Genomic DNA, 17032 nt, shown 5'->3' with positions numbered 1-17032 from the left:
CCATCGGTTGACGGCAGATGTTGCCCAGACAGACGAACAAAATCCGCATCAGGCCTCAAGCAAGCGACGAACGCGCTCAAGGTCTTCAACGGTGTCGACGCCGGTATGCGGTGCAATCAACGCGTCGGCAACATGAATCCTCACGCCATGCCACAAAGCACGCAACTGCCTCAGGGGCTCGATGCTTTCCAGCCAGCACGGTCCCCAGCTGACAAAGTAATGCGGGAAACCGGCGCGGTAGGCATAGATACCGAGTTGCCGGCGGAACGGTACACCTTCCGGCAATTGATCAAGGCTCTTGGCGAAAACATCCCGTGCCCACGGCAACGTCGCGCGACCGAAAGTCAACGCCAGGCCATTGAGATCACTGACGACCTTGACGACATAATGGTTAAACAGCGTATCAACGTCTTCGATCGGCTGGGACAGGGTGACCATGCGCGCTTCGGCGTAGGCGGCAAGGTTGGCGGCGACCTGATTGATCACACTCGGCGGGGTCAGCGGTTCGTCACCTTGCACGTTGACCACAATGGCTTCCGGGGAAAGGCCTAGTTTCGCAGCGTCTTCCGCCAAGGGATCGGTACCGGAGTTATGGTCTTAGCGGGTCAACACCACCTAGGCACCAAAGCCTTTGAAGGCCTCGACGATGCGAGCGTGATCAGTGGCAACCACTACTCTCTCGGCGCTGCTCTTTCTTGCTTGTTCCCAGACGTGCTGGATCATCGGTTTGCCGGCGATCAACAGCAGCGGCTCGCCATGCAAACGGGTCGAGGCATAACGTGATGGAATGACAACGGTAAAGGCTGTGGCCATGTATCCAAGCGCTGATCGGTGGTTAGGGTACGTGCTCCGGTTTCGACCATGGATATCCTAGAGTTATTTCACAGAGTTAGACGATGTTTTATATCCATAGGGATTGAGACTTTGCCAACGCCAAGTATCGACCATCATATCATTCAGTTTACGCTCAGTTTTCCATCCTAGTTCCTGTTGAGCCTTCATTGGATCTGCCCAACATTCAGCGATATCACCCTGACGTCGGTTTACTATTTGGAACGGCACGGACTTCTGGCTCGCCATTTCGAACGCCCGAATCATTTCTAAAACGCTGTAACCAATACCTGTCCCAAGATTCCAGATATTTACCCCACCTGTTTTGCTAATTGCCTGTAGAGCTTTCAAATGTCCGTCTGCTAGATCGACTACGTGGATGTAGTCACGAATACCGGTGCCGTCGGGTGTCGGATAATCGTCGCCGTACACAGAAAGTTTTTTTAGTTTACCAATGGCAACTTGACTAATGTATGGGACCAGGTTGTTGGGAGTGCCGTTAGGGTCCTCTCCAATTAGGCCACTTTGATGTGCGCCAACAGGGTTAAAATAGCGTAATAAAGCTATACTCCAACGGGCATCAGAATAACTTAAGTCTTTCAATAACTCTTCGACCATCAATTTTGATCGGCCGTAAGGGTTAGTAGGTGTCGCAGTAGGAGCACGCTCGTTGATTGGCATTTGCGTTGACTCTCCGTATACCGTAGCAGAGGAGCTAAACACCAAGTTAAAAACGTTGGCTTGGGCCATTGCTGAACATAAATTTACGCTGCCAGCAACATTGTTCTCATAATATTCAAGTGGGTTATTTACACTGTCACCGACCGCCTTAAGGCCAGCAAAATGCAACACGGCAGAAATCTTATAGGTTGTAAAAATGTTATTCAACAATATTCGGTCGCGAATATCACCTTCAATAAATATCGGCAGTTTATTGCAGATTTTTTGGACTCGATTCAAAGAGTCCACGGAGCTATTGCATAAGTTGTCGAGTACAATTACTTCGAAGCCTGCTTCTAGTAGCGCTAACGTGGTGTGTGATCCGATATAACCTGCTCCACCGGTCACAAGAATGGTGTTTTTCATAAATTACCAGTTTTTAAATTGATACAGGCACGGCAAATTGGCTGTGTATGTGTATGTGTAGCGCCGTTGAGACGAGCTGAAAGAAAACATTTTTTCAGGCAAATATTATGCTAATAAAATGTTTATTTCTTAAAAACTCCAACAATTGATCGCTCTTGAAATACCAAAAGGGAAGTGATACTGCGATTCTCCATCAGCAACAACGCGTCTTCTACTCGAGTGCCAACCGGAACCATCGACGGATCGGAGCTCATAAGTTCCGCGGCAGTTTTGTCGAAGATGGTATTGCTGTAGAGTTCAATACCTCGGCGGATATCCCCATCAGTTACTAAACCAAAACCACTTTCAAAATCGATGATGGCCAGTCCAAGACCGCCGCAAGATATAATGTGTATTACCTCTAGCACCTTCGCATGTACGCTGACGAATGGTAGGTTGACCGTGACCATCTCGTCTTCTACTTTACTCAGCAGTCGCCTTCCAAGGGTTCCGCCTGGGTGAAATCTAGCAAAATTTTCGGGCCTAAAATCCCTAGCCTTCATCAATATTACCGCAAGGGCATCTCCCATGGCCAATGCTGCAGTTGTTGAGGAAGTTGGTGCTAGTTGTAATGGACACGCTTCTTCTTCCACGCTGACATCCAGATGACTATGTGCAGCCCTTGCCAACGTAGACTCTGGTTTGCCTGTTAATGCGACGAGATAGTTCCTGTTACTTCTTAGAAAGGGAATTAGTTTTACGACTTCGTCCGTTTCTCCGGAATTGGAGATCGCGACGAATATATCATCCGAGGTAACCATGCCAAGGTCGCCGTGATATGCTTCACCTGGGTGCATAAAGAAACTTGGTGTGCCAGTGCTCGCTAGAGTTGCGGCAATTTTTTTTCCAATAATTCCAGACTTGCCCATGCCGCATACGATTACTCGGCCCCTAGACTCTAGTATTTGCTGAACAGCTTCAAAAAAAGAATTGTCTAGACGCTCTGCTAAACCAGCTACAGCTTTCGCTTCAATAGCAAATACCGATTTGGCGGCCTCAATACATCTAATTGCGTCCATGGCAATTTCCTTGATAAAAATACGTAAATGATTAGCGTGGATTGCGGAGTTTCTTCAAACACAAATAAGCTTTAGAACATAACAAGATGCTTGTTAAAAATATTAATTCGAGCATTGGTGGTAGGTTTTTTAAAACATACTAAAGTGCCTATATTAAAATCAGTAAATACACCGCATGAATTAAACAGTGGATGGAGTCTGCAATTTCTTATATTTCAAGACGTCCTCGTGCTCATTAAAAAATAAGATGTAGAATGATGAGTTGATTGTTACCGATTAGAAGTTGCGATTGTTTCGGCAAGTAGAAATATTGAATGTGCAATAGCTGAGTGCAATTGACGAAAATAACTTGTTATTGTTGAGGAACTCAGTTATTCAAAGTTGTAGTAATGTGCTAGATAGCGTAAGAAAGTAAATTCTTGAACGTTTATTATTGCCATTCCTTTGGACACATGGACTTCCAGTCAGCTAACGCAGTCTCGAGTGTGTACTTATAAGAGTAACCAATTTCGACCAGATGTGCCGGTAATGTGTTATTTGAGCGCACCATTTTGCGAATTCGAACCGGACTGAATGGATGCTTAATTTTTAGAGGACCGGCGATAATTTCAATTACATATGCAACTGTTAGCAATAGTGGATAAGGGATACTCGGAACGTTGCGCTGAATTTTCGCTATCTTGCATATAGTTTGCACATATTCTTGTATGGATGGGCCTGGATTCATCGACATGTTGAACAATGTCAAATGTTGTCCCTTTTCTGTTTGCCATTCTAAAACCCACCACATCGCCATACATAGCTCTTTGACATAAGTTCCTGCCTTTCGAGTTCCACGATTCCCCATATAGAAAAAGTAGCGCCCGATTACGGCTTTGATGAGACGAGATACATTTCCACCTTCACCAGGTCCGAAAACCACTCCTGGGCGAACGATAACTAAATGTCGAATGTTTTCATCTCGTGCAAGCCATATCTGATGAATTTTTTCGGCGGTCAGTTTGGATCCGCCGTAAGCAGTAGTCGGCACAGGTGTAGATTTTTCAGTTTTCTGCGCTTCGCTGGGACCGTAAGGAGAGATCGAACTAGTAAATATTATATTGTTACAGCCGACTTTCTCTGCCCAGGCGCATACATTTTCTGCTCCAGAAAGGTTAGTTTCGAAGTATTCAAAGTCTTCGTGCCCTGGTTCGCGATGTACCGCTGCAAAATTCGCGATTAGTGTAACGTCTTCTAGTGGTTCCCAAGAAATCGAATCGCGAACATCGCCAATAATAATTTCTGTATTGTGGAGTCTTCTAACTAAAGTTCTGCGGAATTCGCTCGTTTTGATATCTAAAGGTTCTAGATCAAAAAGGTAAACTTTATTAAATGATCCAACGGATTCAAGGTGTTCAGCGAAAAAGGTACCTATGAAGCCAGTACCCCCGAATATAACGGCGCATGTCATTTGTTTTCTCGACTAGTACTGAGATAGAGTTTCCATTTCCCGAAAATAGCGTTCGACGTTAAAACGCTGTAGGGCAATATCGTGTGCGCTCCTAGCTATCGAGCGCGAGTATTCAGGATTTTCAAGAGACGAATGTATGTATTCAGAAGCTTCAGCGGCAGTTTTATAGAGCCATCCATTCTCGTTATGGGTGATGACATCGACGTTTCCCGCGCAGCTAGATGCCACAACGGGAAGACCAACAAAACTAGCTTCGATGACCGAAACCGGCATTCCTTCCCAAGCTGCGGTTGACAGATAAAGACGTGCTCCGCTTAAGTACTGCCAGACCTGTTCTTTCGATACCCACCCGAGAACTTTAACTCCGGACTGCTCTAGTTGTCGACGAGCATCTGCTTCCCCATCGCCAACCCAGAGAAATTCTACATGAGGATCCTCGGTTTTAACTATTCGAGCAATTTCCGAAAAAAGATCTGGTCTTTTTTGAGGTCGAATTTGTCCTACGGTAATGACAATTTTCTTTCGTTGAGAAATATTTTTTTGCTGCATTTGAGGGATAGAATTCAAGTCGAGCGCATTTTCTACGAGATGGCATCTTCGAAAAGGAATAAATTTAGTAATGGCCATTCTTTCGCTTTCGGAGCACGCTACATAATCAGCGTTCTTAATACAGGCAAACCATTCAAATATAACAAAAAGGTATTTCTTAAGAAGACCGATGTCCTTCCGCATAAAGGAGATACAGTGTGGCAGATAAAAGAATTTTGTATTACCTAATGTCGCGATAGTAGCCAGTCGGCCTAAAAAGCCAGCAAAAGAGGAGTGCATGAAAATACAGTTTGGAGATAAATCAATTAGCGCAGATCTGATTTTTGCTAGGCATGTAAGTTTTTCTGCCATGCTTGACATCTGAATGTTTATTAAGCTTATGTTTCTGTGAAAATGGCTTTCAAAATCTTTCGGTGTTTCATTACGCCGTGAATATATAACAGTCACCATGTGCCCATTACTAGCTTGGCAATTTGCTAGCAGTGCCGCCATAGATAAAGTTCCTGTGGCGGACGCCTCTATAATGTGCGCGATCTTCAATGTGTTCACTAGTTTCTACTATCTTCTTGAGTTGGGTTTGTTTTCTTGTTCTCTAGTAGTGGAAATATAATACATAGAGTCAATAATAACCAAAGTATGCCTGTCATGGCGTGGAATTTGAAAAGAAATAGTATCGCTACTGCAGCAATGTATTTCGGGTTTTTACGTAGGATTATAATCAATGAGCTTAATATTAGCGCCGTGCCAAGAGCGCCTGCGGTGAAGTATAGATATACATAAAAAGAAGAATCACGAGTATTGTAACCCTTCATCATTGTTTTACCGACAGGCAAAGTTTCGTCCCAAAAAAATCCACTCCCGATGAGATTGTTTAACAGACCTCGCTCTTTAAACTCTGTAAAAATCATTTGTCGAGACGTTAATGCATCGTAATCGACCGAATCCACAATTCTCAATGTATAAACTTTATAAAGAATTGGCGCGGCAAATAGCAAGCCTATAATTATTAGAGCGGGCAGGGCTCTTTTTGACTTTGTAAATAATAGTGTCAATCCGAGTGCTAGAGAAGTTACTAAAATTGCAGCTATTGAAAGGCTGGCAATAGATGTAACGAACCCTAAGCTCGTTGCGATTGTTAACTTTCTCTGGTGTAAGGATGATAGTAAAGCAACCGGAAGTACAGTCATGCTGTAAAATGAGGGTTCGGAAAATAAGCCCGTTGCGCGGATGTGAATAAACAAATCTTCGAGAGATTTTGTTTCGTAAAGAGTCTCCGATGAAACCTCTCTTAAATAATTGTTGAAGTCTATAAAATATCCAGTTGCTTGATAAGTTACCAGCTGAACAATAAAGAACGAACAATGTGCTATCAAGAAGAAGTTTAACGCGGATGTGAATTGTGAGTAATTTATCACTCTATTATGAATTACAAGTATTAGTGTTAATGAGTAGACTGACATTGCAAAAAATTTCACATAGTAATTAAAATATATACCATGTCTGATCGAAATTATTAAAGGGACAATATTGATAATCGCTAAAGCGACCACCCATTTGCTCTTAATCTTGAAATTACTGAGTTTGCGGGGGCTAAATATTAGCGCAAGCGCTAAAAATAAATAGCATGCAATTGTTGCGCGGATGCTAAATAGGCTCAGTGAAAAGCAGAATATACTGAGTGAGATTAATATTGCTGAGATCATTTATAATTTGCTTCTTATGGTTTCATAAATTTCTGAATTTTGTATCACATTGTTCCAATCAATAGAAGTTCCGAGTTGAGTTTTTGATTGGGGTGCTGAAGGAGCAATCGCAGTAAAAATCTCATCTGGGCATATTATAATATCAATGTTCAACAACCTGGCCGTTTCTGTGTTAGAAAGGGCGTTGTTGCATAAAATATTTTTCTGGAGGGCGGAATACTCGAGGAGTTTTGTAGGCGCTTGATAACAGTATGGATATTTATGCGGAATACGACTTATACAAAATGAACTATTTTTGACTACTTTTAATGCGTCGAGTTGCGATAATTTTCCGGTAAAAATTATATTTAACTGGTTCGAAAATTTCTTTTTAATTGATTCCTCCGCTGGCCCTACAAGTATTAGAGTTTCTTTTTCATTACTCCTATATTTTTTAAATGCATTTATCACCTTGTCCATCCCTCGCTCGCGAGTGATTTCTCCTATGTAGCAGTATGTTCCACCGGGCAGACTGCTGTCTGCTTCAAGATTGAAAATCCAATCTGGTACTCCCATTGGAAGAGTAAGAGAGCGAACGTTATCTTGAAAACCCATCGCTTGTTCCATACGCTTATTTTGGAATATGCGAATATCAGGTTTTATATTAAGATATTTTTTAATAAGGTCTTTTGTTTTAGGGAAATAGCCGACAGAGAGAGATCGATAATCGTGAATAATAAGTCTGGCAGTGAGTTTCTTTGGGAAGAACCCCATGATGCACCAAACAATAGTGTCTTGTTTATTACCCACTGCGTCGAACTGCTGTATTGTTCCGTCAGTAACAGTAAATTCTTTACTAAAGAAATTGCGATAAGCCGCAATTTCCGGATAGTTTGCTTTGCCTGGGTGAAGTATGAAAATATTCAATTGAGTTCCAGATTTTTAAAAGACTTCGCTAATAGATATAGAGAGATTTTCGAATCTTTCACTTCGGTTCAGCGAAATGATATGGAAAGTAAGACTCAGTTCGGCTTCAGAAAACTATTTGCATGTACGGCTTATTTATATCATCGTGGTAGATTGATTCTTTCTATTGCCAATATAATTGTTGTTACCGCGACGTGGTAATACCAATAATTTCGAGTGCTGTTTGAGTTTTGATTTTGGAGTTGTCGAAGTAGTTTATATCTTTTATTAGGTAGTGATGGATGTATTTTTTTAGCCTTGAATTATCAAAGTTTTTGTAAAAACATCTTCCCAAGGGAATCACTTTCTTACCAAATAATAGGCCTTCCAGGCCCACTGTGGAGTTTATAGTGATTATGGTGTGCGCGTTTTTTAGTAGGTCCACCGTGTTGTCATTGCTAATTCTGAATCCCATTGATTTCTGAGCTTTTGAAATTCTGGAGATTTCTAAAGAACTATTCTCGGCAGGGTGAATTTTTACTACTAGCTCTAAATTTTCTTCAGACGCCTTTTTATACGATAAATTAATTGCATCAATGTTGTCAAAATTGGAGTGAAGCTTTATTTGTGTATCTGACGAAACCTGTAAAGCTAGAAAAATATAGTTATTAGCAAGAGGTGAAGTATTGCTGTCGGCTAGATGATGTTTAATTGCTAAATTTGTTCGTTTGGATATAACAATGGAGCAGGTGCTTGCTAGTAATTGTTTTAGAACAAGATTGCAACCTGACGCTATAGTGTTTTTTAATTTACGTTGAGCCTGGGGGAGTGGCTGTTGCTTGCTAAGCTCGTAGCTTTGGAGCCAGTCTTGGTGGAACTGATCCGGCACCTCCGGAAGCCTGTCGATGATCTCAATATCATGGGCAACGCTAGATAAAGCATTTACTCCCACTGGATCGGAAAATAGCTTGCTGGGTAAATTTGCCAATTCCAAAAATTGAATTTCTACATTAGATTTGACTGCAGCGAGGTTAGCTGCCCGTCCTATTAGTTGCTGTCCATTCCATATGACGACTTTATCGATCTTATTCTCTCTAAAATAAACATAAAGGTCGTCCGCAATAGAACCTGCATCATGAAATGCGTCTTCGCTAGTAAACAGACCGTTCAGCACTTCAATTGATGTCTCAACCGTACGGGTGAGTTCGTTATTAAGAAAATATTTAGATTGTTTAGTTTTTCTTGATAGGTGTTTTACTTTGAATCCGTTTATCCGACTCATCATTACGGCGAGCGGTTCTGAGCTCACGAAGTGAATGTTATGTTCACTTTTTAATGCATTCGCGATTCTTGAAAAAAATCGATGGCGCTGCATGGAATCGACTACTAATGCTATTCGCATATATGCTCTTAATTGTGTTTTTGCAATATGATGTTGTCGTAGGGTTTGACAGATATTTTTTTTATAATTGAGTGAGTGAGTTTTAAACCGATCAATAATACGACTACACCAGATGCAGAGAATATCGAAACCGTTAGTGTGCTGCTTAAATCGAAAATATACGAGGCAGCAAACGTTGCGGCAGTGCTTGTAAAAATAAGTATTTGGATGTAGAGATCTAGGCGCTGATTGTTTGTCGATAAAAATACTTGTGAAAGTGGAATGTAGATTATTTGTACGGCATAAAGTGGAGATATTATATGAAAAAAAGTCGTAGCTTGCTTCCAGCTATCTCCAAGTAAAATATCTATAAGTAATCCAAAAAAAAGATTTCCGAAAAATAGATAACACATGGAGATCGCCAATAATAACTTTCCGTGACTTATGTATATGTCTAATAGCTTTCCATCGTCGGAATTAATCGCGGAAATTATCTCCCTTCGGAATATACCACTGATACTCTGCGCTATTAGGGAGACTGGGAAGAATCCAAATCGTTGTGTCGCAGCAAAATATCCAGCAACGATAGGTCCATAAAAAAATGGGATTACGATAGGGAGCGAGTATGTCAGTGTCGAACTAAGCAGCGTTGCGGGAAGTGTGTATCTCGGAAACTTCAGGTTTTCTTTATAGAATTCAAAGTTTAAAAATAAGTTTGGGTGTTGTGATTTTTTAATGATTAAGATAAGGCAAATCGCCGTTACTATCAGATTGATAGCTGTGTAAATCAAGAAGGTGTCGGAAATTGTACTTAAGTTTATTAGAATGATCAGTGATATAGCAAAGCTAACGTTTGCTGATATTTTGATTAGGCCAATAAGAGCATATTTACGTAATGTGTTTAGGTAGAGGCTGCAAGATTGTTGCAAAATAAATGTAGTTGAAAATATTAGTGTGATGGTGCTGTTTGTTAGTTTCCAAGTGCTGCCTATGACATACAAAAATACTAGTGTTGTTGTTGTTATTATTACTACTTGGATAAGTGCTTGATATGATTTTTCTTCTTTTTCTTGTATGCAAGAAAGCTCGTATCTAAAAGCCATTATTGTTCCGATGAACATTCCCAAGCTCAGATTTAGGTTAAGTTTTCCAAGTTCTTCTGCCCCCCAAGTTCTACCGATGAGCGAAAGGCAAATAAAGAATGCCGCTTGGCCGATTATTATGCTGCCTAGCGAAATGGCGGTGTCTTTTTTCTTTAGGCTCATCACACTATTTCTATTTGATTATCTGCGGCTATCATTTTCGATAATATGGGTTATTAGATCACAAATCTAGCTTTGATCTGCTAGAACAATTGCTTCAGACGATTATTGAGTGTTATTACCTTAGTTCTCCGTGTTTGCACATTGTTTGTGTTGATACGTCAAAAAACAAGAGGCTAGCGTTGTCCTTTGTGGTGTATATATTTTTGAGGTTTGATATTATCACAACGCTTCTTTTCGACCTGTTTAATAGATATTTTTCGATAATAGTGTAAAAGGTGTTTTTATCAGTATTTTTATGTCTAGCATTAATGACCAGTTATTAATGTAGGTGAGATCAAGTTCTACTCGTTTTTCCATTTTGTCGATGGTTTCAGTTTCGCCTCGATGGCCACTAATTTGTGCTAAGCCAGTGATGCCGGGTTTGATTCGATGTCGAGCCATATACGCATCAATCTTGCCAGTGTAATAATCATTATGAGCCACGGCGTGCGGCCGCGGGCCAACAAGCGACATACGACCTTGCAGAGCATTGAAGAGTTGAGGCAACTCATCAATGGAGGTGCGTCGAATAAATCGACCTACTTGTGTAATACGCGGGTCTTCTCGGCTGGCCTGTTTTACCTCGTCGTCGTTATGTACTCGCATTGAGCGAAATTTCCAGACTTTTATTATTTTACCGTTCCATCCATGCCGCTTTTGTTTGAATAATACCGGGCCAGGTGAAGATAATTTAACGGCGATGGCTGTAATTATCAGTACAGGACTGAGTAAAATAATGGCGACAAGCGCGACGGTGCGATCCAGTACAGCCTTTGAAAGTGCTGCAGTTGGATAGGAGGTCAGCGGGCTTTCATTAAGATGTATCGCAGGAAGTCCTTCAATTTCCGATACCGAGTGATTTAGCAGAATGAGGCTCTGGAGGTCAGGAATCCAGATCACATCGACGCTGGAGTCCAAAAGATCAATGTATAAACTTTCGATTTGCTCGGCTTCAGCTAGTGGTAGCGCGATATACAGTCGGCGAACGCGATGGGTCGCGATCAGGTCTCGCAAGTGCGCGAGACTACCTAATATAGGATACAAACTATTACTAGGCTGGGGATTATCATCCGCCGTTACCAAGCCCATCAGCGGTTCTTTTTTCTGCCTAACCAACTTGTCCGCTAAGTCAAGCGCTAGCTCGCCGGTACCAACGATGAGCGATGTGCGTGCGGCTTGCAGCTTTTGCTGATAACGCTTGCCGAGATTATGAAGTGGCACATAAAGCACCGCTTGAAGCGCGAAGCCGGACAATGCGAGGGTGATAATCACCTCTCGTGAGAAAAGGTCGCTAGTCTTTGTAATGAATGCCATTACCATCAGGCCGGAGAGTAAAGTCAACCATCCGGCAAGCAAGCGACCTAGTCCTACCAAATAGCCATGCTGTTTATGGTAGACCTGCATCATGGAGTAGGCCGGTACAGAACCTAGTAGCAAGAGCACAATGAGAATACGGTATTGAGTATCCACTTCTCCTGTTTTTATAACTGCTAGTGCGCAGAGTAAGAGAATTAGCACTGAGATTGCTGCCACCCATTGGGCCCAGAACGTGAGGCCGCGGCCTGCTGGCATTGTGGTATTACGCTTGCGAATCAAGATAATGTCCCTTGCGTTGAAATGGGCATAGCCGTCCAGGCTGTGCCCGCTATTCGGAGAAGTAGCCTCCGATCAGCTCGAGTTACTGTTTGGGCCTGAGGCACAAACCGGTCGTTGTCGTGGCGTTCCCCATATCCGTGGCGGGGAACGCTCTTTGCCTTGGCCAATATCAAGGTTTTGGGCACGCTACCGCCCCAGGATTTACCGTTGGTTTCCTGAGAACGTGCGCCGTGGGTGCGACGTGAGCCGTATGCGCAAGCGCTGGCAATTTTCGAGGGAAGAGGATCAATTAGGCAGGCCGAGTCTGGGCTCGGTTAATGGCAAGCAGAGGAGATGAGTCTTTCCTTGACTGCTGCACAATTGGAGATCTGTGCAATGGCATCCTGCCGAAATGAGAAGTTACCTCAGCCGACAGTGCATTTTACTAATTTGGTGGGAAAAGTGAAGGTGAAATGCGGTTTGAGTGAAATATCCTACAGACAGAACTGACAATTTTGAGCAGTACGTCACTTAAGCAGGGCGAGGATTGACTTCGGAGTCTTGAATTGATTGCGGGGTTGAGTTTTTTGCGCGTGGAAAATGCTGATTATGATTTGTGGGAGTTGTTGATTCAGGGGGGTAGATCAAAAGATCGCAGTTTTCGGCAGCTCCTACGGGGGGGCAACGATTGGCCTGGAAAGCGGAGTAGAGGAGGGGAGTATTGTTTTTATTTTGGGGTGGTGTTGTCAGGTTTTTTCTATTGAGCTTATTGGGACGCTTAGGGTTTGTTCGCGGTGCAGGAGCTGCAGAAGGATCACGATACGTTCGGCGCCGTCGTGGGAGAGGAAGATGGCTTCCAGTTCCTTGTAGGTGCCACTGTTTATTCGAACACGATCACCAGGCTCAAGGGTTATGGAACCTTTTGGCGTTTCGCTGAGTTGGTTTTGAAGCCGATGTTTGAGTTGGTCGATGAGTTCATCTGCTACGGAGATTGGCTGTTTGCCGAACGTCACCAGTTGATTCACTCCGCGGGTCGAGCGGATGGGGTGCCAATTATCGTTGATCTGGTCGAGTTGGATGAACAGGTAACCTGGGAACAATGACTCCAACGAGGTGATGCGTCGGCCCCGTTGTATGCGTTCAACTTGCTGGGTAGGGCGGTAGCATTTGAATGCTTGGCGCGTCAGATTTTCTTCTGCGCGTGAGTCTTGTCGTGGCTTGCACTGTATCAGGTACCAGCGTGGTGGCAGGTGCTGAAGGGCCATGCGGAAGGCTCTCGTGAGTAGATCAGGGCAGCGGCGCTGCCCTGATATTCCGATACTATTTATCTGAAGCGTATTCATACTGGTAGTAGCTGTAATTGCCATAGCCATAGGCCGAAGCTTTACGTTCTACTGCGTTGAAAATAGCGCCCTTCACGACAATGCCATTTTGTTCGAAGCGGCGCTTCGTTACTTGAATTTCTTTGGCAGCGTTAACGCCGAACCGGGTCACGATGAGACTCGTACCGGCCTGACGTCCTACAACGGCGGCGTCGGTCACCGCCAGAATTGGCGGAGTGTCGATTATCACCAGGTCATACTCGCTGCTTACTTTATTTAGAAACTGGGTGAAATTACTGTGCATCAGTAATTCAGACGGGTTCGGCGGAATCTGTCCCCGGGTGATAATGCTAAGATTTTCCACTTCTGTAGAATGAGTTGCGGTACTAAGGTCAATTTTTCCAGCCAAGAGGTCAGACAAACCGTTGCTTACATCTTTGCGGAACAGTTTGTTTAGATATCCTTTGCGCATGTCGGCGTCAACTAGCAGTACTTTTTGCCCAGTCTGAGCAATGATGGCTGCCAAGTTGCAGGAGACGAAGGATTTACCCACGGCCGGACTCGGGCCAGAGATCATTAGAATGTTGTTCTTGGCTTCTAAAGTCGCGAAGTGCAGACTTGTTCGCAGGCTTCGCAAAGATTCGACAGCGAGGTCTGCAGGGTTATTTACTGATAATAGCAGCGAGCCCGTTGTTGGTCGTCCATTACCTTTCAGGCTTGCTTCGATCAGGGATTGACCTTTGCTTAGCGGGATCGACGCGTATACAGGGATGCCAAGTTGCTCGATGACATCTGGATCCTCAACGCCACGATTCATTGCTTTGCGGACCAGAACATACCCGACAGCAATCAAACCACCGAGCAGAGTAGCGATCAAAACGATCAGAGGCTTTTTAGGTTTAACTGGTTTTTCTATATCAGCGTCAGCCGAATCAATTATTCGTACGTTACCAACTGTTCCTGCACGTACAATGTCTAACTCCTGAGTTTTGTTCAGAAGCTGGGTATAAATTTCGGTAGTGACCTGCATATCTCGAGCTAGACGCAGCAACTCTTGCTGAGTTTCTGGAAGGTTTTTGACCTTTTTTTCGAGTCCGCGCTTTTGTTGATCTAGCTGGCCCATCTGAGTCATCAACGCTTGATAGGCGGGGTGTTCGCGAGTGAAGCGATGCTCCATTTCCGCTTGCTTTAACTTAAGCTCAGAAATTAATGTTTCCAAGGCTACGATTTGATCGAGTACAGCTTTTGTCTCAATTGTAATATCTACAGAGCGTGCGCTTGTCTGGTACGAGTTAAGCTGGCCCTCTGCTTTTTCTAACTGTTTGCGCACGTCGGGTAGTTGCGTGCGTAGGAACTCCAGGCTTTGTGCCGCTTCGGCAGAGTTTCGCTCGACGTTTTGCAATACATATAGGCGGTTAATTTCATCCAGTACTTTATTAGCTAGGTCTGGATCTTCATTTTCCAATGATAGCGCGATGATTCCAGATTCCTTGCCACGCTCGTTAGCAGAAACATCATCCTGATACTGCAGGATTGTATTGAGGCGGCGCTGTTTGGTGACATTAAACAGAGCTCCAGTATTGGCCTTTAGTGTTGCAACCTGTAGCTTAAAGCCCTTTTGCGCAAGCGTCTCGCCGGTCTTACCGCTTAGTAGGACTTCTTCGTCATCGTTGAGCAATGTGAAACCGTTGTTGCCTTCGGCGCGCAGCGTCAAACCTTTCCCTAAATAAGAGTCCGGCACTTCCAGCTGAAAGATATCTAATTTGTCCCCGCCCCATGTATAGCTATTTAAGCCCAACATAGGGGAGGCCAATTCGCTTTCGCTATCTGGCTTGAAGTGACGGCTCAGAAAGTGACCAACAAGCGGAAAGTAGTTAGGTTCAACAATAATGTCGAGCTTGAGGTTTTCTACAGCCTTGCCTAGTACGGCCCGCGATTTGAGTAATTCGATCTCGGTAACTGCCGGAGAGGTGCCGCCGAACATTTCGCTCATTTCACCCATGCCGCCGAGAGCAGCCATACCGCCTTTTTTCTCCTCTACCTGTACAAGCGCGTTAGCTTGGTAGACCGGTGTAGAGAGAAGAGCGTAAGCGACACCCACTGCGCAAAAAAAAGCGGTAATGCCGATTATGATCCATTTGCTATCGATCAGAGTTCCGAATAGCGCGAGCAAATCGATGTCATCATCGTCGTCGCTGTGATCCTGAATAGGTAGGCTGTTTTGGCTTGGCATGCGGGATACTTTTACAAGAGGTGATTATAATTTTTGCGACCAGCTGTCGACGCCTTGCGTCATCAGTTGGTAGACGTGATCGAAAGCGACTTTTTGCTGGCGGTACGGATCAGGAATTTCCTGATTGTTTTGCCACTTACCCAGTAGGAATGTCTTACCGCGTACTTCTGGAGCCATTCGCGCGATGCTGTCCACGTGGCGTTGTTCCATGGTCAGTATTACATCGGCCTGTTGCAGCATTTCTCGAGTCAGTTGCCGACCTTTATGGTCTGGCAGGTCGCCGCCGTGTTCGCGCAGGACTTCCAGCGCGGTGGCGTCCATGGGTTTGTCCACGAGGGCGCCGAGGCCGGCTGAGCTTATGACTTTGCCGTGATGGGCCAGCTTGCTTTTTAGCAGGGCTTCTACGGTGGGGCTGCGGCAGATGTTGCCGATGCATACGACCAGGATTTTATTGAACATAGGGCTGCGCTGGTTACGGAACGAGTGTGTTGACCGCACAGGCAGCAGGAGGAGGGGGATGGAATTCCTTTCCAGCGCAACAGTACGGCCTTCTCCGGTGCACTACTGCTGCCGGGGCCATTTTAAAAGCGTGCACTCTAGTGGCGTAGGTGGGTAGGGTCAAGGCTCGATGGGAACTTTCTGTCATACGGGCGTTCGGTTCTACGTCTTGGCTATTCCGCCAGCATCGGGTACGTGAATAACCCGAAGTGCAGCAGATTCAAACCGAAGTGCGTGGCGATGGCTGCAGCCAGTCCGCCGAAGCGGTAGGCCAGGCCGTAGCCGACGCCGGCCAGGGTTGCCAGCAACACCCATTGCCAGCCGGCGCCCCAGTGCGCGAGCCCAAAAACTGTTGCAGCGAGTAACACGGCGAGGTGTTCGCCGTACGGGAAATGTTTGAAGCGTTGGTTCAGGCCTCCCTGTATATAGCCGCGGAACAGGGCTTCTTCTACCAAAGTGACTAATAGCAGGTTGTTGAGGAGCCAGATACGGGCGACGTCGGGCCATTTGGGGGCCCATTCGATGATGCCCAGCAGCCAAGCGCAGGTGAAGGTGGCGAGTGCGGTGAGGGGCAGGGCGATGGCGCTGGTTTTCAGGGTTGGGCTGAAGGCGCGTGGGGCGATAAGCCAGGGGCAGGCGAGCAGCAGCCAGAAGCCGAGCAGGGGTTTGTCGAGGTTGAGGTACATCGAGAAGGGCACGGCGTTTTCGCTGAAGCGTTGCGGCTCGATAGCCTGGGCGTTGTGGAAGCCTGGCAGGTAGTGGAGGGCCAGGGCTATTGCGATGAGCGCGAACAGGCTGTGGCCGAGGTAGCGGGCGTAGCGGTGGTTTTGTGCCTGAACGGCGAAGCCGGCTAACAGGAGCAGTGTGATGGGGATGCTGCCCTGGAGGGACAGTTGACCGTAGGTGAGCGCGAGGACGTAGCCGGCGGTGAGCATGGTGAGGTACGGCCAGGGGAGGCGGAGCATGGGGTCGTCCTTGGGGGGGCTTGGTTCTTCGAAGGTTTTTAGCAGGCGCGCATGGGCTCCGCGACTAGTTTACGACCCCTCCATCATGTGGCGCAGATGGAGCAATGCGGCTCTGAGTTCAACTCAAAGTACGACACGATATTTCTCTGCCCGCCCCAATATACTTTTATAGGAAAATTGGGAGTGGGAAAC

General features: G+C 45.1%; 13 protein-coding genes and 1 pseudogene. All 14 read right to left on the bottom strand.

What is annotated here, in order from left to right:
• Nucleotides 1-48: 48 nt before the first annotated feature.
• The 14 genes and pseudogenes from kdsB to GBC55_RS10690 all read right to left on the bottom strand — a co-directional run bounded on the left by kdsB (nucleotide 49) and on the right by GBC55_RS10690 (nucleotide 16840).
• Nucleotides 49-813, bottom strand: a pseudogene (gene kdsB / locus GBC55_RS10755) (3-deoxy-manno-octulosonate cytidylyltransferase).
• A gap of 63 nt (nucleotides 814-876) precedes the next feature.
• Nucleotides 877-1917: a UDP-glucose 4-epimerase GalE gene (gene galE / locus GBC55_RS10750; protein WP_162437448.1), complete on the bottom strand. Its 1041-nt coding sequence runs from the start codon at nucleotides 1915-1917 to the stop codon at nucleotides 877-879.
• A 122-nt stretch (nucleotides 1918-2039) separates the two neighbouring features.
• Complete coding sequence (locus GBC55_RS10745; RefSeq protein WP_162437447.1) at nucleotides 2040-2975, bottom strand: KpsF/GutQ family sugar-phosphate isomerase; 936 nt, start codon at nucleotides 2973-2975, stop codon at nucleotides 2040-2042.
• Nucleotides 2976-3405: 430 nt separating this feature from the next.
• Nucleotides 3406-4425: an NAD(P)-dependent oxidoreductase gene (locus GBC55_RS10740; RefSeq protein ID WP_162437446.1), complete on the bottom strand. Its 1020-nt coding sequence runs from the start codon at nucleotides 4423-4425 to the stop codon at nucleotides 3406-3408.
• A gap of 12 nt (nucleotides 4426-4437) precedes the next feature.
• Nucleotides 4438-5466: a glycosyltransferase gene (locus GBC55_RS10735; RefSeq protein ID WP_162437445.1), complete on the bottom strand. Its 1029-nt coding sequence runs from the start codon at nucleotides 5464-5466 to the stop codon at nucleotides 4438-4440.
• Nucleotides 5467-5522: 56 nt separating this feature from the next.
• Nucleotides 5523-6677, bottom strand: a complete 1155-nt coding sequence (locus tag GBC55_RS10730) for a hypothetical protein (RefSeq protein ID WP_162437444.1) — start codon at nucleotides 6675-6677, stop codon at nucleotides 5523-5525.
• On the bottom strand, nucleotides 6678-7583 hold the full coding sequence (locus tag GBC55_RS10725; RefSeq protein ID WP_162437443.1) for a glycosyltransferase: 906 nt from the start codon (nucleotides 7581-7583) through the stop codon (nucleotides 6678-6680).
• Nucleotides 7584-7767: 184 nt separating this feature from the next.
• Nucleotides 7768-8964 (bottom strand): capsular biosynthesis protein, encoded by a 1197-nt coding sequence (locus tag GBC55_RS10720; RefSeq protein ID WP_162437442.1) that lies wholly within the window; start codon nucleotides 8962-8964, stop codon nucleotides 7768-7770.
• A gap of 8 nt (nucleotides 8965-8972) precedes the next feature.
• Nucleotides 8973-10208 (bottom strand): oligosaccharide flippase family protein, encoded by a 1236-nt coding sequence (locus GBC55_RS10715; protein ID WP_162437441.1) that lies wholly within the window; start codon nucleotides 10206-10208, stop codon nucleotides 8973-8975.
• 243 nt (nucleotides 10209-10451) lie between these two features.
• Nucleotides 10452-11819 (bottom strand): undecaprenyl-phosphate glucose phosphotransferase, encoded by a 1368-nt coding sequence (locus tag GBC55_RS10710; protein WP_162437462.1) that lies wholly within the window; start codon nucleotides 11817-11819, stop codon nucleotides 10452-10454.
• 749 nt (nucleotides 11820-12568) lie between these two features.
• On the bottom strand, nucleotides 12569-13087 hold the full coding sequence (rfaH, locus tag GBC55_RS10705; protein ID WP_162437440.1) for a transcription/translation regulatory transformer protein RfaH: 519 nt from the start codon (nucleotides 13085-13087) through the stop codon (nucleotides 12569-12571).
• Between the two features lie 55 nt (nucleotides 13088-13142).
• Nucleotides 13143-15377: a polysaccharide biosynthesis tyrosine autokinase gene (locus GBC55_RS10700; RefSeq protein ID WP_162437439.1), complete on the bottom strand. Its 2235-nt coding sequence runs from the start codon at nucleotides 15375-15377 to the stop codon at nucleotides 13143-13145.
• Nucleotides 15378-15401: 24 nt separating this feature from the next.
• A complete protein-coding gene (locus tag GBC55_RS10695; RefSeq protein ID WP_162437438.1) occupies nucleotides 15402-15836 on the bottom strand; it encodes a low molecular weight protein-tyrosine-phosphatase in 435 nt (144 codons plus the stop codon).
• A 212-nt stretch (nucleotides 15837-16048) separates the two neighbouring features.
• Nucleotides 16049-16840: a CPBP family intramembrane glutamic endopeptidase gene (locus GBC55_RS10690; protein WP_162437437.1), complete on the bottom strand. Its 792-nt coding sequence runs from the start codon at nucleotides 16838-16840 to the stop codon at nucleotides 16049-16051.
• Nucleotides 16841-17032 lie beyond the last annotated feature (192 nt).

It is taken from the genome of Pseudomonas sp. TNT3 (genome assembly GCF_010095445.2).
GTDB lineage: Bacteria > Pseudomonadota > Gammaproteobacteria > Pseudomonadales > Pseudomonadaceae > Aquipseudomonas.
Note: the sequence above shows the minus strand (reverse complement) of the source record. Positions and strands in the feature narration are given on the sequence as shown.